21 protein-coding genes are annotated in these 23,754 nt (G+C 39.0%); 5 read left to right on the top strand and 16 right to left on the bottom strand.

Annotation, left to right across the window (positions count from 1 at the left end):
* Positions 1 to 6: 6 nt before the first annotated feature.
* The gene (gene htpX / locus GGR10_RS03165; RefSeq protein ID WP_182479886.1) at positions 7 to 1,062 is read right to left on the bottom strand and encodes a zinc metalloprotease HtpX; all 1,056 of its coding nucleotides are present in this window, start codon (positions 1,060 to 1,062) and stop codon (positions 7 to 9) included.
* An 81-nt stretch (positions 1,063 to 1,143) separates the two neighbouring features.
* Here htpX and GGR10_RS03170 point away from each other — a divergent pair, with 81 nt between their 5' ends.
* Positions 1,144 to 1,371: a DUF1674 domain-containing protein gene (locus GGR10_RS03170; protein WP_182480081.1), complete on the top strand. Its 228-nt coding sequence runs from the start codon at positions 1,144 to 1,146 to the stop codon at positions 1,369 to 1,371.
* Between the two features lie 140 nt (positions 1,372 to 1,511).
* Here GGR10_RS03170 and rpsP read toward each other — a convergent pair whose 3' ends face one another.
* The 4 genes from rpsP to GGR10_RS03190 form a co-directional block, all read right to left on the bottom strand.
* Positions 1,512 to 1,928, bottom strand: coding sequence for a 30S ribosomal protein S16 (gene rpsP / locus GGR10_RS03175; protein ID WP_182479887.1), 417 nt, complete (start codon positions 1,926 to 1,928; stop codon positions 1,512 to 1,514).
* 72 nt (positions 1,929 to 2,000) lie between these two features.
* Positions 2,001 to 2,267: a chorismate mutase family protein gene (locus GGR10_RS03180; RefSeq protein WP_182479888.1), complete on the bottom strand. Its 267-nt coding sequence runs from the start codon at positions 2,265 to 2,267 to the stop codon at positions 2,001 to 2,003.
* Between the two features lie 23 nt (positions 2,268 to 2,290).
* Positions 2,291 to 3,853, bottom strand: a complete 1,563-nt coding sequence (ffh, locus tag GGR10_RS03185) for a signal recognition particle protein (protein ID WP_010704407.1) — start codon at positions 3,851 to 3,853, stop codon at positions 2,291 to 2,293.
* Positions 3,854 to 4,093: 240 nt separating this feature from the next.
* Positions 4,094 to 4,753 carry a carbonic anhydrase gene (locus GGR10_RS03190; protein WP_182479889.1) on the bottom strand — a complete coding sequence of 220 codons (660 nt, stop codon included), beginning with the start codon at positions 4,751 to 4,753 and terminating at the stop codon, positions 4,094 to 4,096.
* 271 nt (positions 4,754 to 5,024) lie between these two features.
* Between GGR10_RS03190 and GGR10_RS03195 the strand changes: the two genes are divergently transcribed.
* Positions 5,025 to 9,737 carry an NAD-glutamate dehydrogenase gene (locus GGR10_RS03195; protein ID WP_182479890.1) on the top strand — a complete coding sequence of 1,571 codons (4,713 nt, stop codon included), beginning with the start codon at positions 5,025 to 5,027 and terminating at the stop codon, positions 9,735 to 9,737.
* 841 nt (positions 9,738 to 10,578) lie between these two features.
* Here GGR10_RS03195 and GGR10_RS03200 read toward each other — a convergent pair.
* The 3 genes from GGR10_RS03200 to GGR10_RS03210 form a co-directional block, all read right to left on the bottom strand.
* Positions 10,579 to 11,298, bottom strand: a complete 720-nt coding sequence (locus tag GGR10_RS03200) for a glutamine amidotransferase (RefSeq protein ID WP_182480082.1) — start codon at positions 11,296 to 11,298, stop codon at positions 10,579 to 10,581.
* A 112-nt stretch (positions 11,299 to 11,410) separates the two neighbouring features.
* Entirely contained in the window at positions 11,411 to 12,943 is a 1,533-nt protein-coding gene (locus GGR10_RS03205) for a heme biosynthesis protein HemY (protein ID WP_182479891.1), read from the bottom strand.
* 12 nt (positions 12,944 to 12,955) lie between these two features.
* A complete protein-coding gene (locus GGR10_RS03210; protein ID WP_182479892.1) occupies positions 12,956 to 14,143 on the bottom strand; it encodes a COG4223 family protein in 1,188 nt (395 codons plus the stop codon).
* A 705-nt stretch (positions 14,144 to 14,848) separates the two neighbouring features.
* On the opposite strand from GGR10_RS03210, the gene tsaD reads away from it, so the two are divergent.
* Complete coding sequence (tsaD, locus tag GGR10_RS03215) at positions 14,849 to 15,943, top strand: tRNA (adenosine(37)-N6)-threonylcarbamoyltransferase complex transferase subunit TsaD (RefSeq protein ID WP_182479893.1); 1,095 nt, start codon at positions 14,849 to 14,851, stop codon at positions 15,941 to 15,943.
* Positions 15,944 to 16,038: 95 nt separating this feature from the next.
* Positions 16,039 to 16,473 (top strand): EVE domain-containing protein, encoded by a 435-nt coding sequence (locus tag GGR10_RS03220; protein WP_182479894.1) that lies wholly within the window; start codon positions 16,039 to 16,041, stop codon positions 16,471 to 16,473.
* On the opposite strand, the gene GGR10_RS03225 is transcribed toward GGR10_RS03220, so the two are convergent.
* Complete coding sequence (locus GGR10_RS03225) at positions 16,465 to 17,028, bottom strand: L,D-transpeptidase family protein (RefSeq protein WP_182479895.1); 564 nt, start codon at positions 17,026 to 17,028, stop codon at positions 16,465 to 16,467. The genes GGR10_RS03220 and GGR10_RS03225 overlap by 9 nt on opposite strands.
* A 67-nt stretch (positions 17,029 to 17,095) precedes the next feature.
* On the opposite strand from GGR10_RS03225, the gene GGR10_RS03230 reads away from it, so the two are divergent.
* Positions 17,096 to 17,779: a response regulator transcription factor gene (locus GGR10_RS03230; RefSeq protein ID WP_182479896.1), complete on the top strand. Its 684-nt coding sequence runs from the start codon at positions 17,096 to 17,098 to the stop codon at positions 17,777 to 17,779.
* 42 nt (positions 17,780 to 17,821) lie between these two features.
* Here GGR10_RS03230 and GGR10_RS03235 read toward each other — a convergent pair whose 3' ends face one another.
* The 7 genes from GGR10_RS03235 to GGR10_RS06855 all read right to left on the bottom strand — a co-directional run bounded on the left by GGR10_RS03235 (position 17,822) and on the right by GGR10_RS06855 (position 23,671).
* Positions 17,822 to 18,583 carry a class I SAM-dependent methyltransferase gene (locus GGR10_RS03235; protein ID WP_182479897.1) on the bottom strand — a complete coding sequence of 254 codons (762 nt, stop codon included), beginning with the start codon at positions 18,581 to 18,583 and terminating at the stop codon, positions 17,822 to 17,824.
* 268 nt (positions 18,584 to 18,851) lie between these two features.
* Complete coding sequence (locus GGR10_RS03240; protein ID WP_182479898.1) at positions 18,852 to 21,278, bottom strand: TIGR02302 family protein; 2,427 nt, start codon at positions 21,276 to 21,278, stop codon at positions 18,852 to 18,854.
* A 114-nt stretch (positions 21,279 to 21,392) separates the two neighbouring features.
* Positions 21,393 to 22,667 carry a diaminopimelate decarboxylase gene (gene lysA, locus GGR10_RS03245; protein ID WP_182479899.1) on the bottom strand — a complete coding sequence of 425 codons (1,275 nt, stop codon included), beginning with the start codon at positions 22,665 to 22,667 and terminating at the stop codon, positions 21,393 to 21,395.
* 8 nt (positions 22,668 to 22,675) lie between these two features.
* Entirely contained in the window at positions 22,676 to 22,855 is a 180-nt protein-coding gene (gene lptM / locus GGR10_RS03250) for an LPS translocon maturation chaperone LptM (RefSeq protein WP_182479900.1), read from the bottom strand.
* Between the two features lie 62 nt (positions 22,856 to 22,917).
* Positions 22,918 to 23,124, bottom strand: a complete 207-nt coding sequence (locus GGR10_RS06845) for a hypothetical protein (protein ID WP_246316830.1) — start codon at positions 23,122 to 23,124, stop codon at positions 22,918 to 22,920.
* Positions 23,090 to 23,278 carry a hypothetical protein gene (locus GGR10_RS06850; RefSeq protein ID WP_246316831.1) on the bottom strand — a complete coding sequence of 63 codons (189 nt, stop codon included), beginning with the start codon at positions 23,276 to 23,278 and terminating at the stop codon, positions 23,090 to 23,092. The genes GGR10_RS06845 and GGR10_RS06850 overlap by 35 nt, the downstream gene beginning before the upstream one ends.
* A gap of 144 nt (positions 23,279 to 23,422) precedes the next feature.
* Positions 23,423 to 23,671 carry a lyase family protein gene (locus GGR10_RS06855; protein WP_246316832.1) on the bottom strand — a complete coding sequence of 83 codons (249 nt, stop codon included), beginning with the start codon at positions 23,669 to 23,671 and terminating at the stop codon, positions 23,423 to 23,425.
* Positions 23,672 to 23,754: the final 83 nt, after the last annotated feature.

Here is a 23,754-nt window from a genome sequence, read left to right on the forward strand (position 1 = left end):
AAAACACTATGACCGAGGCTTTTTAAAATTCTGATGACGAAGCCAAGAAGGACGATCTGTTGTACGCCGAAAAGCACCCCTTTCCTGACGATTAAGAGCATCGTTTTGAGCACTGAAATTTAAATCTTCATTCTCTAAATCTAAACCGCTTGCCTTTTCACCAAACATACTCTTTTTACCCTCTTTTATATTCTTGGCTTTGAATATATTCATTTCTTCAGCTTGCTTATAAAGAGCCGCAATACGATTTGCAGTCGCTGGATGAGTAGAAAAAAGACTATCAGCTCCCTCACCTTTCAAAGGATTAACAATAAACATATGAGCCGTTGCCGGATTATGCTCTGCCTGTTCATTATGCACCATATGTCCCCCACCTGCAATTTTACTCAAAGCCGAAGCCAACCATAAGGGATTACCGCATATTTCAGCTCCACGTCGATCAGCAGCATATTCACGTGTACGGCTAATAGCCATTTGCACCAACATAGCCGCAAAAGGTGCCACAAAAAGAGCAATAAGACTACCAAGCACCCCAGCACCATTCGAATGCTCTGAAGAAGAACGCTGCCCTCCTATTAATAAAGCAAAATTACCAAGCATAGAAATTGCCCCTGCAATTGTTGCGCTAAGAGTCATAATCAACGTATCACGATGCTGAATATGCGCTAACTCATGAGCCATGACCCCAGCAATTTCTTCTGAACTTAACCGCTCTAACAGCCCTGTACTTGCAACAACAGCTGCATTGTGCGGATTGCGTCCTGTAGCAAAAGCATTGGGTTGCCCACTGTCTATGATATAGACCTTCGGCTGTGGAAGAGAAGCTTTTTGCGCCAATTCACGCACAATCTTATAATAAACGGGTGCCGAATGTTGATCCACTTCACGCGCACCATACATGCGCAAAACGATTTTATCTGAATTCCAATAAGAAAAAAAGTTTAAGCCCCCTGCCATCAAAAGCGCAATAACCATACCATTGCTTCCTGCAATAAGATAACCCACCCCCATAAAAAGTGCAGTCATAAAAGCCACAAGCATTGTTGTGCGCAGGATATTCATTGCTTTAAAACTCCATGATAATACGTAATAATATCTATATGATAAGGATTTTTTGATTCTTCAATGGAAGAAAGGCATAAAATGGACCAAAAAGACAAGGCGATAAAACAAGATGCAACAAAACAAAATGCAGCTTCCCTTAAGCAGCGCCCCCTTCCCCCAGAAGCACAACGTGCCCTCAAAGAGGCTGCACAAAGGCGTAAACAAGCACTCCATGAAAATATGCCTTTGGAAAATGGTGGGCGCGGCGGAAAAGACCCAGCACGTTATGGAGACTGGGAAATTAAAGGCCGCGCTATTGACTTTTAAAAGGCTCAAATTAATGGCTTAAAAACCAAACCACCTTTTAAAAGACAAGCAAACATCTTTCAGATAAAAACAAGCAATGATTGCCTGCTTAAAACACAAGCTTTCACAACACTTCTCTTAAGTTAAGAGATTTAAAGCGCCTATGCTTCTCCTGATACAGTAGCCTCTTGCGATACAGCTACTTCTTCTGATACAGTTTCTTCAGCAATTGAAGCTGATGCTTCTTCGGCAGCTTGCTTTGCTGCTGCAGCACGTTCTTGTGCTTTTTTACCAGGCTCACCTTTGTGTGGGTTATTACGTGCTGGGCGTTTTTTCAAACCAGCAGCATCTAAAAACCGTAAAACACGATCTGTCGGCTGAGCACCCTGACCAAGCCAATATTGAATACGTTCTTCGTTTAGCTTTACACGCTGTTGATCTTTAGGCAACATGGGGTTCCACGCACCAACACGCTCAAGAAAACGCCCATCGCGCGGACTGCGCACATCCGCAACAACAATATGGTAATAAGGACGCTTTTTTGAGCCCCCACGAGACAAACGAATTTTTAATGCCATCTTTTTCTCCGATCAACTTTAACTTTTATCTAAATTAATTTGCTTTGTTTGTTTGCCTTTCAGCAACGATTATTATGGTGAATCACTTCTAATGGTGAAATTTAAAAACTTTTCAGCAAAATCAGGTTCAAGACAATTGTCCATAACCAATTGTCGCAAACCTGCAACCTTACTTTGCTCACACGTCACATAAATTGCAGATAAATCATAACGAGCTTTTAATTCTCCAATTGCTTGTACACAGCAAAAGCATTTTGCTAAAATATGAACCAGCGCCACACAAAAATTATCAATAGATGTTTGTAAACGCATCAAACCATCTGGTACTTTCTTTTGCATCACGCTTCCTTTTTTCTTGTGCTTTACGATTTCTTCTTAGGAAGCGGAGGTAATTTCCCCCCATTCCCAGAAAGGCCACTAGGAAGACCGGGAAATGGTAATCCACTCTGAGGAAGACCAGGTAATTTCTCTCCTAAATTACCATTTTTAATCTGCTTTTGTAACGCCGATAACTGTGCCGGATCAATTCCCGATAAATTAGGCATATTACCAGGAACACCCCCAGCCCCAAATCCTAGTTTGGAACCAAGCCCTCCTAACATTTTTCCCATCAAACCGCCTTTGCCCTTTCCTCCCATAGCTTTCATCATATCAGCCATCTGACGGTGCATTTTCAAAAGCTTATTAATATCAGCAGCACTTGTACCAGATCCTTTAGCAATTCTTTGTTTACGACTATGTTTCAAAATCTCAGGATTAGCACGCTCTGCAAATGTCATTGATGAAATAATAGCCAATTGACGATTCAAAAGATGATCATTAAGACCTGCAGCCGCTATTTGCTCTTTCATCTTTCCCAAACCCGGCATCATTCCCATAATGCTGCCCATACCCCCAAGTTTTTTCATTTTTTGTAATTGCTCTGCAAGATCATTAAGGTCAAATTTTCCAGCTTGCATCTTTTTTGCAAAATTCATCGCCTTTTCATGATCAATCGCTTCAGCAGTCTTTTCAACTAAAGAAACAATATCCCCCATGCCAAGGATACGATTTGCAATACGATGAGGGTGAAACTCTTCCAAAGCATCTATTTTTTCACCAACCCCAATGGCTTTGATCGGCTTTCCTGTAACAGCACGCATTGAAAGTGCTGCACCACCGCGGCCATCACTATCCATTCGTGTTAAAATAATTCCTGTAAGGCCTACACGTTCATCAAAAGAACGCGCAAGATGAACAGCATCTTGACCGGTAAGGCTATCAGCAACCAACATAATTTCATGAGGAAGCGACAATGCCTTGATCTCAGCCAATTCAATCATCAAAGCATCATCAAGATGATTGCGTCCTGCTGTATCAAGAAGCAAAACATCATAAGCGCCCAATTTTGCTGCCTGCACTGCCCGTGCAGTAATATCAACAGCAGATTGACCAGAAATAATGGGTAAGCTTGCAAGCTGCGCTTGCTCTCCTAATTGACGAAGCTGTTCTTGTGCTGCGGGGCGGCGTGTATCCAATGACGCCATCAAAACTTTTTTATTGTGTTTGTCAGTTAAACGCTTTGCAAGCTTTGCTGTCGTAGTTGTTTTCCCCGAACCTTGCAAACCAATCAACATGATAACAACTGGTGCTGGTGCGTTTAAATCACTAAGGACAGCCTCATCACCCAACATGCTCACAAGTTCATCGTGAACAATTTTAACAACCATTTGGCCAGGCTTAATAGATTTAACAATAGCAGAGCCAACAGCTTTTTCACGAACCCTATCAGTGAAAGAACGCACCACATCCAGTGCAACGTCAGCTTCTAACAAAGCACGACGAATCTCACGCAGCGCTGTTGCCACATCCTGATCTGACAAAGCACCACGCCCTGTCAAATTGGACAGAATGGAACCAAGACGCTCCTGCAAGGATTCAAACATCATCTAACCTCATTGACCACATAACAAACAAATCAAAATGGCACCCGAGGACGCAACGCGTTATCGGATGTTGACCTCTGGGATCTTTTTATACCCTTAAAACTAAGTGGGGTCCCAGTCGGTGGCTCCAAGTTAATTCTTGTCACTGAATGTTTGTTTCTTCAAACAACAAAAACTACTCTTTGTCAAGATTGATCATACACTACCTTTACACACAAAGATTAGGCAAGAAAAAGATATTTACGATCGGGTGAGTAATTTTTCCTCAACACGCATAAAACGCCCTGTTTCTTGTTCTAAGCTCCACAATTCACCGTTTGAAATATCAAACCAAGCACCATGAACTGTCAAAAGCCCCTGATCTTTACGTTCTTTTAACCATGGAAATGTCTCTAAATTTTTCAACGAATAACGAATAGAAAAATGCTCCAACGCAGCCTGTCGCTCTGTTTCAGTCATCGATTCACGACAGCAAGCCCCTTTTCCAACCGAGACCAAAAGATCCATCCATAGCCCCATACAATTATTCGATGACAAGGGTTTATACACCTCACCAAGAACAATATTAATCCCTCCACAACGCCCATGTCCTAAAATAACAACGTGCTTAACTTTCAGTGATTGCACTGCAAACTCAATTGCTGCTGCTGTCGCATCGTATTGATCACCAGGAGAAAAAGGTGGAACAAAATTTGCCACATTGCGCACAACAAAAATTTCACCAGGACTGGCATCAAAAATTGTTTCTGGCGCTGCACGCGAATCACAACACGCAATCATCAAAATCTCAGGCCTTTGCCCTTCCTCTGCTAATTGCCGATAACGCGCCGCTTGTTGCGAAAAATGATTGGTCATAAAGGACCGATAACCGTTTAAAAGTCTTTCTGGTAAATCTGTCATCTTTATATTCATTGTTAGTGTATATTTTTAAGATATGCTACTTTTTCATAGAAAAAATATCAATAAAAATATCTTTTCACTTACGCCAACTGTTTATCCAAAATTTACAGCATTACTCTAACTTGCGAAAAAATTTTATAATTATCTGAATAAATAACTATTCATTCAAAAATAAAATGGTACAATATAAAAATGACATAATAAAGATGACATAAACGACCTGCTCTTGTGAGGAGAAAAGGTCACCAAGAGCAAAAAGGGGAGTATAATTATGTCAAAACAAGAAGCATTAGATATCAAGAACAATCAAAAGCAATTAGCAAAAATCCTTTTCGCCCATACCGATAAAGAAGATATTGCTTGTTATAAAAAAGATGAACTCGAAAAAGCTGCGGCTATTGCTACTGAAGCGCTCAGCTTACATCAAGCAGGAAAAAGCACCATTTGCTTTGAACAAAAAGAGCTAACACGTAGCAGCAAACCTATAACTGCTATCACACTTGTCAATGATAACAAACCTTTCCTGCTTGATTCTGTTTTAAACGTCTTTAATCAACACGCAAACCACATTTATTTAATTGCACATCCTGTTCTTGATTGCCCTTCTGGACAACGTATTAGCCTTATACAAATTCACATTGAAGCATTAAGCAAACAAAAGGCCATAACACTCAAAGATGAGCTTGCCTTAGTTCTTGAACAAGTCAATGCCGCTGTGCAAGACTGGAAACCTATGTTGGAGGAACTTAAAAAGCACATCCACGCCTATCAAACAAACCTCCCGCAAAATTACCAAAAAGAAGGTGAAAAAACCATTGAGTTTCTCAACTGGCTTACAGATAATAATTTTATCTTCCTTGGAATGCGCACTTATGACTTCATTAAAAACAAAGAACCCCAAAACAGTTTGAAAGCTGGCAATATTGAATTGGGTATTCTCACAGATGCATCCATTCGCATTATTGGCGATACACATGTAGAAGAACGCCCAAAAGAAGTCTTATCCTTTATGGAAAGCGATGACCTTCTTATTGTAACAAAAGCCAATAGCCGCTCAAAAATCCACCGTCCCATTTGGTTAGATTATATTGGAATTAAAATTTTTGATAAAGAAGGGCGTGTATGTGGGGAATTACGCATTGTAGGGCTATTCACATCCTCTGCTTATACCCGTTCTGTTTTGCAAATTCCTTTCTTAAAAGAAAAAGCACAAACCATTATTCAACGCCTTGGATACAATCAGGCTGACTATTCTGGAAAAGCACTTATCAACGTTTTAGAAACTTACCCAAGAGATGAAATGTTTCGCTCTGATGTTGATACTTTAACAGAAAATGCCGAACTTATTTTGCAATTAGATGAACGTCCACGTTTGCGCGTGCTTGCGCACACTGATTCTTTTGGACGCTTTGTTTCCATACTTGTTTACGTCCCGCGTGATCAATACAGCAGTAATATTCCTGAAAAAATTGGCGCATATTTTGTCGAAACTTATGAAGGTGATTTCTTTGAATCTTACCCGCTCTTCCTAGAAAGCACACTCATTCGTATTCACTATATCATTCACCGCAAAGGAAACCATAGTGCTCCTGTTATTGAACGCACCATACTTGAACAACAAGTTCGCTCAATAACAAGAAACTGGGAAGATAATGTTCAAGCTGTAGCTCTTGCCCACAAAGCAACAGAACAACAAACGCTTCTAGCAAGCCAATTTCCAAACAGCTATCGTGACTTATTTTCAGCTGAAGATGCCATTGCAGACGCAAATCATATCTTAAGCCTTAATGATGAAAAGCCTCTTTTTGTCACTTTTTATCACACCCATCATAAAGAAAAACGCAACATTTCTCTCAGACTTTTTCACCGCCACGAAGCACTTGCCCTTTCTATACGTGTACCACTTCTTGAAAATATGGGCTTTCGTGTCATCGCTGAACAAACACTTGAATTACCAGATGGGCATGGGAAATATGTGTATCTTCATGATATGCAACTGGAAAGTGCTTTCCAAACTTGTATTGATCTTAATGAAAATGGTCAAAAACACGCTGAAACCTTTGAAGCCATTTGGGCTAAAAATGCCGATGATGATGCCTTTAATGCCTTAACACAAACTGCCCAACTTAATTGGCGTGAAATCGTTATTTTGCGCCATTACGGACGCTATCTCCAACAAGCTGGAATTCCTTATTCACAAAAACGTGTCGCTCAAACTTTAAATGCTTATCCCGACATTACCAAAGATCTTTACGCTTTGTTTCATTTGAAGTTTCATCCAAGCCACCAAGAGAAAGAACGCCAAAACAACGAACAGATCATTCAACAGCGTATTGAAGAAAAATTGCAGATGGTCCCCAATTTGGATGATGACCTCATTTTACGCCGCTATCGCAATCTCATTGCCGCAAGCTTACGGACCAATGCTTTTGTTCCCCTTGCAAATGGTAACCCACGGCGTATTTTGGCAACAAAGCTAGACCCACGCCAAATTGAAGGTTTACCTGAACCACGTCCTTATCGAGAAATTTTTGTTTACGGACCAGAAGTAGAAGGGGTTCATTTGCGTTTTGGTTCTATTGCTCGTGGTGGTATTCGTTGGTCAGACCGCGCATTAGATTACCGTACTGAAGTATTAGATTTAGTCAAAGCCCAACAGGTTAAAAATGCAGTTATTGTCCCTGTGGGTGCAAAAGGTGGCTTCTATCCCCACCACCTTCCCCAAACCAACGACCGCGCTGTGGTAGCAGAAGCAGCTAGACAAGCCTATATTGACTATATCACAGCTTTGCTTTCCATTACTGATAATCTCGTTAATGGCAAAATAAGTGCCCCCAAAAATGTGATTCGCCATGATGGTGACGATCCTTATTTTGTTGTTGCTGCAGACAAAGGCACAGCAACTTTTTCCGATACTGCAAACGCAATCAGCCAAGCAGGTAACTTTTGGCTTGATGATGCTTTTGCTTCTGGAGGATCAGCAGGTTATGACCACAAAGTCATTGGAATCACGGCTAAAGGCGCATGGGAAGCTGTTAAAAGACATTTTAGGGAATTGTTTGATCATGACATTCAAACAACCCCCTTTAGTTGTGTTGGCGTTGGCGACATGTCGGGAGATGTCTTTGGTAATGGAATGTTACTGTCCAAACAAACAAAACTTATCGCTGCTTTCGATCACCGCGATATTTTCATTGATCCACAACCCAACATAGCTGAAAGTTATGCAGAGCGTATGCGTCTGTTTCAACTCCCCCGCTCAAGTTGGCAAGATTATGACAAAGCGAAATTGTCAAAAGGTGGTGGTATCTTTTCACGAGCAGCCAAAACCATTACTCTTTCCCCTGAAGCTGCACAAGCCATTGGTTTTGAAAAACAAACAGGAACACCCTTTGAAATTATTTCAGCCATTTTAAAAGCTCCTGTTGATCTTTTATGGTTTGGTGGCATCGGTACCTACATACGTGCCATAACAGAAACCGATGCTCAAGTGGGTGACCGTGCTAATGATGCACTTCGCATTACCGGCGAACAAATACGCGCCAAAGTCATTGGTGAGGGGGCCAATCTTGGTCTTACCCAACGTGGTCGTATTGAATATGTCTTAAATGGTGGGCGGTGTAATACCGATGCCATTGACAATTCCGCAGGGGTCAATTGTTCCGACCTTGAAGTGAATATCAAAATTGTTCTTGCATCAGCAATGCGTGCTCAAATGCTTACGCGTAAAGAACGTGATACACTTTTAAAACAAATGACACCACAAGTTGAACAATTAGTTCTACGCAACAATTATCTGCAAACTCTTGCCCTTTCTTTGGCTGAAAGTCGTGGCATTATTGACCTACCTTACCAAGCCCGCTTTATACATGATTTAGAACAGAAAAAGCTGCTTGATCGCAGGGTTGAAATTCTGCCTGATGATCAAACTTTGCGCCAAAGAATGGCCCAAGGTCAAAGTCTTACACGCCCAGAACTGGCTGTTATTTTGGCTTATGCTAAATTAACGTTGCAAGAAGAAATCATTAACAATTCCATTGTTGACAATCATTATTTTGATACAACCTTGTTAAACTATTTTCCAACTCAACTCCAAAAAAGCTTTAAAAACGAAATTATTAACCACCAATTGCGTCGTGATATTATTGCCACGCTCATTGCCAACGATATTGTTAATCGTGGAGGGCCTACTTTTGTTAGTCGCCTGCAAGATAAAACGGGACAAAAGGTTGAAAATATTATTCGTGTGTTCATTGCTATTCGTGATGGATTTGAAATTCCTCAGCTTTCTGACCAAATTGATAATCTTGACAATAAAATATCCGGTGTTGTTCAAAATAAATTTTATGCAGCAATTACCTCAATGCTTTTTGAAACAACCAATTGGGGATTGCTCAATATCGATTTATCTGTATCACTAGAAGAACTTGTGACAACAATTCAACAAGCGCGTAAAGCCATTGAAAAACAGCTTACGCACTCCAACAATGAAGATATACATGAAAAAATTGCAGAAAAAGTAGCATTATATAGTGAAGAAGGAATACCAAATACTTTAGCAAAACAATTAGCTCTTCTTGAGGCTGCCCCAATGATTTGTGATATTTCTTTAATCGCAAAACAAAGTCAAAGTGATCTTACAAAAGCTGCAAAAATCTATTTTTCATTGACTCAGATTATTCGCATAAACCGCATTAATGACGCCAGTCAAACAATTCCTGTTCTTGATTATTATGATGGTATGGTCTTAAGCCAAGCTAAAGAAAACATTGCTGAAAACGTGCGGCAAATTGTTATAAAAATCTTAAAAAACTACGGTGATAAAAATGATCCACTTGCAGCATGGGTCAAAACAGAAGAAGATCAAATTTGCAATGTAACAAACCGAACTGGTGCTCTCATTGAAAGTGATCTCAATATTTCTCGCTTTATCTTTGCAGCCAACATGATTGCACAACTCAAAAACACTGCTTTTCAAACTTAAAGCGGTGTGTAAAGCAGTCAAGCTGAAAATACAGTTTTACTCACTCTTACGTGACCTATAACAATGACAATAAGCTGGCTGCTTGCAACTCTTCGAGCTATTAATTAAAAAAAAGCTTAAAAAACGGGCTTTGTGTACAAGAAAACAAACTACTTGCACAGTAGAGAAAGATTTTGCATGCAAAGAAACAGAAACTTAAATTTTGCGTGTCAAATATCCTTAATTATCAAAAGAAAGAAGCCATTTACACCAGATACTCCATCTGTATGAAAATTAATCGGCTATACTACAAAAACATCTCTTCTCTACAAATACCGTTTCCAATCAATTCTATCATCTACTATCGCATCTTCTTCCAAGAAATGAGGCATATCATTGAAACTTCACTCATAAAGCCCTATCAACTTTGAGAAGATCAACAAAATAAGAATGTCGTAAAAATAGAAAATCAAAAGTAACATACCCTAATAAATTATTGCCCTCACGCTTAATTAAAATACTATTATTATACTTTTTAGACTTAATAGATGCGAAACGAAATCCTGTTATCAGCATCACTTAAAAAAATATCTAAATTTCAAAATTTCCCCCTATTGTCTTGCGTACAGATATTTCCTTAACCCTCTGATTTTCAAAAACAGTGAAACGGTAGCAATTTTCCAAGCCCTTCAACTATAAGTCTCTCTCCCTTTCCCTTCCTCATGAAAAGCCTGTTTTGAAGAGCAAAATGTGTTAATATAGCATCAAAAAGCTCTTGTTCTGATATCCATTAATAGAATACCAACAAAACGAAAATTTTCTTTTTCAAAGATCATTTTCAAAATAAACATAATTTTTAAATTTATTTAACACCAAAAATTTGTTGCAATGCATTTTTAAACCACTGGCGCAAAGCTTTGTCATACATTAAGTAGCCTTGTAAATGTGCATAGGCAGGTTGGGCACCTTTTTTAGTCAATTTCTTAGCTGAACGCACGACCCAATGCTGCATCATAGCCCGTGTCAATTCAGCATGAAATTGCAAACCCCACGCATTATTTCCATAACGAAAAGCTTGTACAGGGTATGTTTGACCACTTGCTAAAAGAACTGCCTCTTTAGGTAAATCATAAATACCTTCATCATGAAAATGATAAACCATTTCAGGCCAATCCATAATCGCTCTACCTTGAGGTGTTGCTTCTAGTGGATACCAACCAACTTCAACAATTTTGTCACTTCTCGCACAAACACGCCCACCAAGATTTTGCGCTAACATTTGTGCCCCAAGACAAATACCTAAAAAAGGTTTATTTTCTTTCATGGATAAAGAAATCCAATTAATTTCTTCACGAATATATGCTTCCCCGTCATTGACACTCATCGGGCCACCTAAAATGACAACACCTGCGTAATGTTCCAATGTATCGGGAAGCTTTTGTCCTGCAATAGGGTAATAAGTATCAAGAACAAAACCGTTTTGTTGCAGAAATTGTCCCAAGCGGCCAATGCATGGAGATTGACGATGTAAAACCACTGCAATTCTTGGCTTTTTATTTTTCTGTTCTTTACCAAGATCCATTTTTGCCAAAAAATTCTTTTCAGTTATTATTGCAGCAATATAGTTTAGTTACGCGCTTCTAAAGCACAAGAAAATAATTTTTGTCAACAAAGTTTCCTTTAAACTTTTCTCTTTAAAATAATTGAAATTTCTTTTTTGATGTAGAAACCTTTTTTTTCGTTGTTTTAACGTTTGAATCATCAACATCTAAATGGATCTGATTGAGTGTTTCTTCATCCTGCTTGTTTGTGTAAACCTCAAAGGGGCTATCACTTTCTTTAGGTGGACATTTGCTTAAGAGATTATCTTTAAAAGCTATTTCAGTAACACTTTGTTTATCTTCTTTTTTCAGTACAATGTCATCAGCTCCTAATGTTAAAGGAAACCGACGAGGAGGTGCTTTCCATTCAAAACAGCCCAATCGCCCACTTATTGGAGAAACCGCTGACCAAGAAGAAAAAAGAGTATTATCACAAATCCATGTTGGATCACGTTCTGCATTGCGTGCTAAAGAGAGCCACTGATGCACTAACCCCTGATCATTTCCTTGCACTTCTTCAATATCTGCTAGTAATAAATACACACTTTCACGGGGGTGATAATTTAGTGCTTTTTTTGCTTGTTCTCTTGCTAATGTTAACTCACCTGCATCTAAAGCAGCCTTAGCAATAAGAAAGGCTGATTCAAAAGTGTTTTTATTATAAGAAGCCAGTTTTTTAGCTTTTTTCAAACGTCCAACAGCTCTTTCTTCTCTGCCAAGATAAAGTGCTCCAAAATCAGGATGAGGATCCTTCTTCCAAGCCTCAATGATTATTTTATCAGCTTTGCGGGTTTCATTTAATTTATAAAGAATACCGGCGGTTATAACCGTTATCGGTCCAAAATCAGGTACCAACTTATGTGCTTTTAAAATAGCGCTACGTGCTTTTACAGGATGGATTTTAAAGACATGAAGCGCCTTTCCACTCAATAACAAAGCATGGGTATGATTGCGCTCTGCAGTCAAACGGGCAGAGCGTGGTAAAGCTTTTTGCACTTTTTCAAAAACATCCAGTGCTTCATCCCATTGCCCCTCAGCACTCAATCGATCAAGCACAGCCTGATGAGCCCACACAAGTGATGGTGATAAAGTAAACGCCTCTTGTGCATAGTGCTGTGCTGCTTCATAAGTTTTCGTATCCATAGCCTCACGAAACAAACCATAAAGCCCAGCAAGTTTTGTTGATTTCTTTTGTCTCATCTCCTCATAGAGGTGAATGGCGCGAATAGAATCTTTTTGCAAAACCAGAGTTTGAGCTTGTAAAAGTTTTATCAACGGTTCACAATTTTCTTCAAGATACTTTAACGCCTGTGTTTCCATTTTTTGTGCTGTTAGATGGTCACCAATAAAGGCTGCAAGAAGGCCCTGTGAAAGAGCTTCACGACCACGTCTTTGACGGCGTGTATAAAAATAATTGTAGAAAGCCCCAGGTGCAAAACAAACAACATACAAAAGTCCCCATAAAATCCCTAAAAATACAATAAATGTACTTAAAAAAGCTAACAATGAAATAGATAATCGCGTGTGCATAAATGTTATGGTCACAACACTATTATGACTAGCAACCCATCCAAAAGCTGCACCAAGAACACAAACAACAAAAATATAAATAAAAACACGTATCATTCTTGGCCCCATTTACATTTTTATAGCCTTAGAAGATCCTTGTTGCACAAAAATCAGTAATTGCTGAAAAACACGTTGAACAGTTAAATGCCGTTTTAACTGCTGCATAAAATCTACTGAAATATCCTGAGCACTTTGCGGTAATGTTTGCCACTCTGCTAAAGCCTTTTCGTAATCTCCAACTTGAATGGCCATTTCTATCCGCGCTACAATCGCACCTACCGTCACACCTTCCACGTTTCCAACTGGCCGTAAAACAAATAAACTTTTTATCCAGGCCCAAATGTGTGCAAAAAAACCAGCATCTGGTGCAACAATATTTTGTTGCCCAACAATCGTATCTGCAATACTAGAAAAATCAGCCGCAAGCTTAGCAGGGCTTGGAAGACTTGTATTTGCTGTTTCTTGCAAAAGATCAAGCCCAGAAACTGAAGGTGAAAAACGCTGTATTATTTCCAATTCATTGGCATAAGGTTCACCCCGATCGACGGCATTTTTAAAGGCATTAATCGCCATTAAAAATTCAGGATCTATTCCCCCTTTTGTATCACTCTTAGCAGCAATTTCTTCTCGTAGAGTGTCTATTTGTTGCTTTAACACAGCAAAATCATTTGTATTGCTCTGCCCAGCTAATAAAGCTTCATGAATAGCGTGTGAGATTGCAATTAAATTTTGTATATTCTCTTCAAGAGCATTGACCTTTTTCTCTAAAGCCGCAAAAATTTCCTTACTTTCTTCTTGTGATGCCTCACCCCTTTGGAAAGACTTATCACCTTGTGATGAAAAAATAGAAAAAGCCGTCTTTAATGCATCAAGTTCTTGGATAATATGATGCAATTGCCGCGTTGTTTCTTCAGCTTGGCTTTTTGCAATTTCAGCAATCTGTAAAGCTTGTTCTTCTCTAATATGCTCGCTTCTCAAAAAAGGAGAAAAAAAACCCGCCCATTGCATTCCTATCCAAAAACTTAAGGTGATAAAACTGCCAACAATTACCAAAATCAACGAATGAAACCAAGCAATACCAGATGCTTTCCTCCCTTTTGCTTTTTGTTTGCTTTGTGTTTCCTTTGTCATTGATTCTGCTGAGTTTTGTGTTTCTTGCTCTAAATCACAATCTATCACATCACATTCAATTATAGGTGTTTTACGGTTAGTACCGGTATAATGTGGTTTTGCTCTGGGTTTTGAAAATTTTGCCATAAATGTCTCTTTTCTCCCGCTCATTTTTATTATAAAATAACAAAATGAAAGAAACTTTAAAAAAGCTAAGCATTGATTGAATATCTCGCTTTTTAAGTATTTTTACTCAATTTCTCTTAACTCACAAGCCAGATATTTCAATTAAACCAAATATTTTAATAGCCTATCCTCCCTCAAATATACTTAATATTTTAGAGAAAAAGTCTTGGAAGTACATCAAAATTGATGTTTAAAAAAAATCCTTAAAAATTGTTGATTATAAACAGTAAATGCAACAACCCCAATGTGCTAGCCACTCATTGTTAAAGCAGCCACTCATTGTCAAAAAATTAAAAAACATATCAATTTTGGGATAAACAACATCAAGTGTGCTAAAAACCTAATTGTAAAAAAACTTTCTAAGGTTTAACGCTGCCAACCTCTCACACTTACATCATATGGCTTGTACATCATATGGTTTGACTACAAAATTTCCAAGAACTAGTCACCAACATGACTTACCACATTTTAAAATGCATCCTATACTAAACATTCTACTTTTTTGTTGAATTTTCAAATGGAGCAATCCATCACTGACGACACCCCATAGACTATATCCAGATGCATTGTCTCTCATACACCTTATATTTTAAGAGAACTCTTTGCATCCCTCTTGATCCGTGGTACCCACTACATGAAAAATCTTCAACATAAGGTTATCCTGCAATGCGCCTATTGGGAATAGAAACAAGCTGTGATGAAACTGCTGCTGCTATTATTGAGCACAACAGTAATGGAAAAAGTCGTATTCTTTCCAACATCGTTTGGAGCCAAATTGAACATCACGCGCCTTATGGTGGCGTTGTTCCCGAAATTGCTGCTCGTGCTCATGTTGAAATTCTTGATAGCTTGATTCTTAAAGCACTTACACAAGCTAATATAAAGTTGAAAGATATTGATGCTATTGCAGCCACAAGTGGCCCTGGTCTGATTGGGGGGCTTTTAGTGGGACTTATGAGTGCAAAAGCATTAGCTCTTGCTACCGGAAAACCTTTTATTGCTGTCAATCATCTAGAAGGGCACGCTTTAACAGCACTCATGACTCATGATATAAATTTTCCCTATTTATTGCTCCTAGTCTCAGGCGGTCATACACAAATCATTCTTGTCCACGGAATAGGAAATTACCAACGCTTAGGAACAACCATTGATGATGCCTTGGGAGAAGCCTTTGATAAAACTGCAAATCTTTTAGGTCTTCCTTACCCTGGTGGTCCAGCTCTTGAAAAAGCCGCTTTATTAGGAGATAAAAATCGCATCTCTCTCCCACGACCTTTAAAGGGTGAAAAGCGGTTAGATTTTTCTTTTTCCGGCCTAAAAACTGCTGTTCGCAAAGCCGCAACAACAATGGCTCCTTTAACACAGCGTGATATTGCTGACATCGCTGCAAGTTTTCAAGCAGCAGTCATTGATACATTGCAAGATCGTGTTAGTTTAGCTTTGCAATATTTTACCCACCACTATCCCCTTGCTCATCAGAAAGAATGTCGCCCTCCTGCCTTGGTTGTTGCAGGTGGAGTATCAGCCAATCAAGCTATTCGTTTAAGTTTGCAAGAGCTGGCTTGCCAACATGGTTTTGAATTTATTGCTCCCCCTCCTTCTTTGTGCACAGACAATGCTGCAATGATTGCTTTTGCCGGTGCAAAACGCATAGAACAGGGGCAAACAAGCCCTCTTGATATTGCCCCTCGCTCACGCTGGCCGTTGGATGAAAAAGCACCCCCCTTAATCGGTACAGGACGGCGAGGAGCAAAAGTATGAGAACATAAAATCCCTATGGCTAAAATCCTTCCAACACTTATTTTTTATAAAATTAAACGCAAAAACCAAACACAGTGCATAAAAAAGGAGGCTAAATGGCTTATTGGCTTTTTAAATCTGAACCTCAAAAATGGTCATGGGCCATGCAAAAACAAAAAGGCGCACATGGCGAACAATGGGATGGTGTACGCAACTATCAAGCGCGCAATAATATGCGTGCCATGAAATATGGTGATAAAGGATTCTTCTATCATTCCAACAAAGGGTTAGAAATAGTAGGCATTGTAGAAGTATGTGCACAAGCACATCCTGATTCGACAACTTCTGATCCACGCTGGGAATGTGTAGATATCCGTGCCCTTTATGATATGCCAAACCCTGTTTCGTTAAAACAAATCAAAGCTAATCCAAAATTAAAAAACATGGCACTGGTTAAAACCATGCGCTTATCAGTACAACCTGTCACAGAAGATGAGTGGAAAGAAATTTGCTCTATGGGTGGGCTTAAACCAGAAATGCTTTTAACCTAAAACAACAATTCTTGTCCGCCAATTAATATAGGGTAAAAGACGCTCCATATCACGGCGCGAAAGTGCAATGCATCCTTCTGTTGGGGCATAATTGTCCCGTGCTAAATGCATAAAAATAGCGCTTCCTCTTTCCATTTTGCGCTGTGTGCTATTCCAATCTAGAATAAGGCCAATCGCGTAAAGACCATCTTCACGGTGCATCTTTTCAGCACTTTTAGGGTAAGGAAGGCGTACCAAACGATTATAATTAGCATCACCACTAGCATCACACCAACCATCTTGTGCACGAATACGATGAAAAGGCAAAACTGAACGTGGAAAAGGACGATAAAAATTATCGCGAAATCCTCCTAAACAACGCATATTTGCCAAAGGCGTAGCACCATCACCTTCGCGCTTATAAGGGGAAATACCACTTCGCCCTAAAGCACAAAAAAAACGATGCTGGCCAGCACAAAGAATACCTCGTGTATGGACACCTGCTTGTCGACGGATGACCATAAAAGCAACAAAAGTTTGTTTTTTATAGCATTTCTTTTTTAATTCTACTTGCATAAGATTTTATTTTCATGAAACTACTTTCCACAAAGTATAGCGCATATAGGCTTTATAAGGAAAAAAAATGAACAGCTACACCCTTTTAATTGTTGAAGAAGAGGATGACCTGCGCTCTATTCTGCTAGAACAATTGCAAATCCATGAAGAATTTGAAGTGCTCCAAGCAAAAACAGCCAAAGAAGGACTCGCAATAGCTTATAAAGAAAAAATCGATCTTGCTATTTTTGATATTAAACTGCCTGATCTAGATGGTCGCGAAGCTGTTAAAAAATTACGCAATCAAAAATTTCGTGCTCCCATTATTATGATAACTGACCATGACACAGATTGTGATACTTTTTTAAACCTTGAAGAAGGTGCCAATGACTATGTAACAAAACCCTTTCGTTTTGCAGTATTGTTAGCGCGTATTCGAACTCAATTACATCAATATGAACACCATGAAGATGTAATTTTTCGTATTGGTTCTTACACTTTTAAACCTGGGCAAAAACTTCTGATTGATTGCCATGGCAATAAAATCCGTCTTACCGAAAAAGAAGCGGCGATTCTTAAATATCTTTATAACACGCGTAACAAAGTTGTAAGCCGCGAAACATTGCTGGAACATATTTGGGGCTATAATAAAAACATTGTCACCCACACATTAGAAACCCACATTTATCGTTTACGCAAAAAAATTGAAAAAGACCCCTCTAATGCTCAGATTCTCGTTACAGATCAAAATGGCTATCGCCTTAATCTTTAAATTTTATGAGCAATGATTACCTTTAAAATAATTCTAATATCATCAATTTTTCTCTGAAACAAAATCAGATCCAGACAAGACATATCTCTCGCGGGCCTGTGGTGATAATGTAGGAATGAACACACGTCGTGATTGGCGGCGTTGTATACTGATACCTTGATAAATACGTTTGTGTGCCTGACACATTAAAAGCCCACCAAAATAAGGAAAAAGGTGGCGTATAAATGGTCTATAGAAAAACGAAAACAACCGCGCCGTATAATTTAAAGAAGGTGTATAATATACAATTTCTTGCACAGGTCCGGATATAAAATTTGTTTCTTCAAATAAACGAACAATTTGTTGGCGACTATAAGGTTCACCATAACCAAAAGGTGTACGATCATTGCGTGCCCAAAAACCGCTGCGATTGGGAACAATAACAATCAAATGACCATTAGGTGCTAAAACACGCCATATTTCTTTAAGAGTTTCGCGTGAATTTTCTGTATATTCAAGTGCATGTACCAATAAAACACAATCAATCGAAGCATCAGGAAGAGGTAAATCTTCTTCAAAAACAAGTGCTGTAGCAACCCTATCAGCACAAGGCCAAGGTAAAGCACCCTGACTAGCGGGCATAAAAGCAAAACAGTGTTTTGCACGCGTACACAACACAGAAAGGTAAGGAACTGCATAACCAAAACCCATTACTCGCTTATCAGCAAGATTTGGCCAATAGAAATTCAATTGGTCACAAATTGTCGTTTGCACCCGAAGACCAAGTGCAGAAGCATAAAAATCTTTGAGTGTAACTATATCCAATTTACATTACCGTGTAGAAACAAATATCAAACGTTGCAGCCTTTTATAATCAACTTATATGGGTTTGCACCCCTTTCCCTCAAGAGCAAAAACTTTCACCTTCCACTTTTAACCAAAATAATTCAAAAACAAAGTAACATAAGTAAAATACACCACGGTATTATCACTTCATCAAAAGCACGGTTACTTTGCTGTGTTCTTTATTTGGAGTGCACCTTATTTTATAAAAATTTTTAATGCGCTTTTTCTAATATTGATTTAAATTTGACTAACGAAAGTGAAGCAATCTTTCAAGATAGCTTTTTTCTGCCTCAGGAATACGACCATTATTAAGGCGTTTGCGAATTTCTTCCAAAATCTGTCGTGCACGCATTTGATCATTTTTCTGTGCTCCCCCCACACCTTCTTGACCTTGACCTGTCTGCGAAGAAAGCGGACGTCCTAATGGATCTTGAGGGCCATGAGCATCATTGTGATTATCCCCTTTTTTCAATATCTCACGCATTTCTTGTAGAACACTTTGCGCGCCTTGTCGCAGGGATTCTAAAGCCTCTGACTGATTTTGCATTGACGTTTCATAGTCCCCATTATCAAGAGCGGTCTTTGCTAAGTTCATTTTCTTTTCTGCCTCTTTCAACGCATCATTTTGTTTAAGACCTTGTGCTGAGAGTCCTTTTTCTAATTCTGATAACTCAGACTGCAATTCAATCAGACGATCTTCCAAAGCTTTGTTTTGCTTTTCCTCATTGCTTGTGACATCTGTTTCATCATAACGTTGTTTCTTTTCTAAATGGTGCGTATCATTAAGAATTTCCTGCTGTCGACGCATCAAATCACCAAGTTGATCTAGCTTTTTTTTCATTTGTGTTGCTTGATGATCATTTTCCTCTTTAGCTTGATTGCTTTTTCGATTCTGCAAATGATCAAGTGTCTGCTCAATTTCAGCTAAAAGCTGTTCAGCTGCAGAAGAAGAACCCAACTTAGCCATCTCTTCAATCGAATCCAACTTTTGGGATAATGAATCTTCAGAAAGTGTAGCTCTACGCTCATTGCTATCTTTTAATTCTTTTTCAGGCAAAGCACTAATATAATCATTCACAGCTTGGCGTAAATTTGCCATCAGTCGCTCAATTTCCTCACTTGAAGTGCCATGGCGCAATGCATCACGCAAAGCAGCCTGTGCTTGTTTTAATCTTTGCTGAGCAGACTCAAACTGATCACCTTCAATACCTAAAGCAATTTGCCATAAATAATGAACTACATCACGCAATTGATCATCTGTTTTTGCAGCAGAAAGCCTTATCCATGCACTTTGCAATGCCAGAAAATGTGTCACATTTTGAAGACCATCTTCCGGGCGCACAAGCAAGGCAGAAAGCATGTCAAGTACACGTTCTTGTGCATGTGCATCAAGTGCTAACAAACGACGCTGCTCATCTACTGCACGGGCAATAGGGTTGGCAAAAATACGCTGTGGTAACATCATAATAAAAGTTTTGCTACGCCCCTGCTGACCAGCCCCATCTTCTGCTACCAAAGTGATTTTAACCTCGCTACCAGCCCATGGATGACCAGATATATCTTGGACTGTTCGCATTTTACCTTTTCCACCACGCGCTAAAAGAAGGTTTATCTCAGGCGCTTTATAAAGAGGAGAAGCATTTTTATTCTGATCAAGAAGAGGTTCTATCGCAACAAAAGCCTTTGTTACACCATAATCATCATCCATCTCATAGCGCAATTCTAATGAACCAGCCAAAATCCGCTCTGGTTTTGCAAGCCAATGAATCGTCGGCCCTTTATCCTTAATCATGTGCAAATGCCATTGTTGTTGCCTATGACGCGATGACACAAACAAACGCATTGAACGATCTAAACGTGTTTCAAAACGAGTCATTGGATCATTTAAAGTCGTTTGCTCACTTTTTTCAGTAAGTAAAATTTTGTGTCCACCGTCTTCAGGCACAGCCTTAACCTTAACACCAGCGCCATTAACAACGCGCACAACAACATCACTACCTTCAGGAACAGTAAGCTTTGTTGTCTCACCTTGTGTTAAATAAATAGGTGCAATACCTGTGTAAGCAGGTGGTGTTACCCAAGCATCAATACGTATTGATGATTCATCAACCACAGGGCGTAGATCAAACGCATCCGATAAACGCCCCCCAGATGAGCCAAAAGAAAAACTAAAAGCACACACACACAACAAAATAAATAGTGCCCTAAGAGCTATAGGGTCATAGGCAGCACTATTGGGGTAAGCAAATCCGATTTGAACATGATGCAACTGTTCTGCCATGCGGCGTTGATGTTCACGCCAAATAACCACACTAGAACCATCATCATCTTCAACACACAAACGATCTTTTTGAACACTTAAAGGCTGGTTTTTAAACCCATTTGTCTTTTCAATATAACAATCAACATCCCTTACTGTTGGAAAGCGAAAGCCAAACAGCAGAAACAAACTTCCCAAAATAGCAAAAAGTACAAGCCAAAGAAAAAATAAATGCCACCAATAACTTAAGAGATTAAAAACACCAAACCAACTAAGTGAACATAAAAGACTTAACGCTAAAAAAAATGGTAACAGTCGCGGCCATATCCGCTCAAAAAATAAGAAACACCAAGCGAGAAGGCGCGCAAATAAAAGCCTTATTTTCAGAAAACCTTTGATGTTTTCATCTTTCATAGACAATCATTTGTCCTTTTTAAAATAAGTTTAAGAATCATAAGACCTATACAAAATAATTTGTACCATATAAATCGTTCCATAAAAGTTTATTGGAAACAATGTCAAAGACATTTAAAAATTTTCAACCCAATCTGGAATATGATCAAAGCCTATCAATTGCGCATAATCAAGACGTGGGCGAACAACAGCATAACGCGTATCTTGAACTAAAACCTCCGGTACCAAAAGTCGGCTATTATAGGTATTTGCCATCACCGCACCATAAGCGCCCGCTCCAGTAATTGCCAAAAGATCACCCGCCTCTAACACTGGCAGACAACGATCCAATGCTAAATAATCACCAGTTTCACAAACAGGGCCAACAATATCTGCATTGATCATCATACCATTTAATGGTGTTTTTTTCACTGGTATCACATCATGCCAAGCATCATAAAGTGTTGGACGCATAAAATCATTCATTGCTGCATCAACAATAACAAAATTGCGCCCCTTTCCTCTTTTGAAATATACAACAGATGTTACCAACACACCAGCATTGCCTACAATACTGCGCCCAGGCTCTAAAATTACAGTAATCCCTAAAGGTGCAATATGTTTCTTTACCAGTGCTGCATAATCAAAAGGAGAAGGCACTAAACACGACTCACGACCATAAGAAACCCCAAGCCCACCTCCAATATCTACATGGGTTATGGCATAACCATCATTGCGTAAATGGCGCACAAAATCTGCAGCAATTATAAATGCCTCTTCAAATGGTTTTAAATCACAAATCTGGCTACCAATATGCATAGCCACACCACACACTTGAAGACCAGGCAATTGTGCTGCTTTTTTATAGGCATCATATGCCAACACCAACGGAATACCAAATTTATTTTCAGACTTACCAGTTGTAATTTTCTGATGGGTCTTTGCATCTACATCTGGAGTAAGACGCAACGAAATACGTGCATTTTTTGAAAGTGCAACAGCCCGTGCTGATAATTGTTCAAGCTCCTGCTCTGATTCGACATTAAAACAGCAAATATCATGTGCAAGAGCAAAATCTATCTCTCTAACCGTTTTACCAACCCCAGCATAAACAATACGATGCGCAGGAATACCAACAGCTAAAGCACGTCGTAATTCACCTTCTGACACCACATCAGCGCCCGCTCCATTGCGTGCTAAAAGCCGTAAAATAGCCTGATTGGAATTTGCTTTGACCGCATAAGCAATAAGGCTAGCTATATCATGAAATGCATTTTGATAGTCTTGAAAATGTGTAACAAGTGCATTGGCTGAATAACAATAAAAAGGTGTTCCAACCTTATCTGCAAGTGTAGAAAGTGAAAGACCTTCAGCATAGAGCATGTCTTGATGATAAGGAAAAAAACGCATAAAAACCTCTATTGTATCAATCGATCGAGAATAAAAGGTTTATCCGTCTTTCTTTCAGAAACAAAAGCTCCTTGTGAAAACTCCACCGTTGTTGAAGAAGGTAATTCTAATGCCCCTTTACGCCCGCACCCAACTATAACAGCATTAAAAAAAAGGACAATTATTAAATTCTTTAAAATAGTTCTCATACGCCCTTTTCTTCTTATATCGATATTTTGCTGCATTTTTTGTATTTACAATTAAAATCTATTCACACACTCACAAGATACCTTTTCCAATAAGCAATTTGGCGAAGTACTTCTAAAGGCGCTGTTCTACCAAAACTTTTACGACTTTTAACTGATTTTTCAACTGTTAAAACATCAAAAACCGCTGTATTTACATCAGGATAGATCGTTTGAAGTTCAGCCAATAATAAATCATTAAGACGACATTTCTTTTTTTCCGCCAATGCCACTGATATGCCTAGTAATATAATGAGTCTCACGAAAGAAAAGCCCCAATTTGCGTACAAGCCAATCAGCTAAATCTGTTGCTACTGCATAACCAAAATCTGCTGCTTGTTTTATGAGTGTTTTATTTACTTCCAAATCACCAATGATCCCCGTCATTGCTGCCAGCTGACAATTCCAAGCTCAAAGCCCCATCAAACACATAAGTTTTATCCTCCTGCATATCCTTTGAACCTCTGCATATCCTTTAAATAAGCAAGAAGTAAGCCTTTCATCATTTTAAAAATCCAATAAACGCACCACTCAACCATCCCGATTTCGCCCGTATAAACTCAGAAGCATCAAAATTTCTCTATCAAGATTTCTCTTTTGTGGCATAATAGATGCACCTGTTAAAAAGCATCTGATAAATGAATAAACTGAAATTGTGCCCTCAACCACTGGATAATCTTTTCTACTAAACGTTGAAAGATGCATTGCAAAAAGCGCACCAGCGCTTAAAAATTCCAACGCAAAATCACGATCTGAAACACTATCTATTAAATTGTGCATTAGCTCATGAAACCCCAGTAGCTTGTATTGTCATAAAGCAATCGCTTGGAAAGCTTGTTTTCGCCAATGCACCAGCCCCTAGA

Origin of the sequence: Bartonella chomelii (genome assembly GCF_014138465.1) — a bacterium.
Classification (GTDB): Bacteria; Pseudomonadota; Alphaproteobacteria; order Rhizobiales; family Rhizobiaceae; genus Bartonella; species Bartonella schoenbuchensis.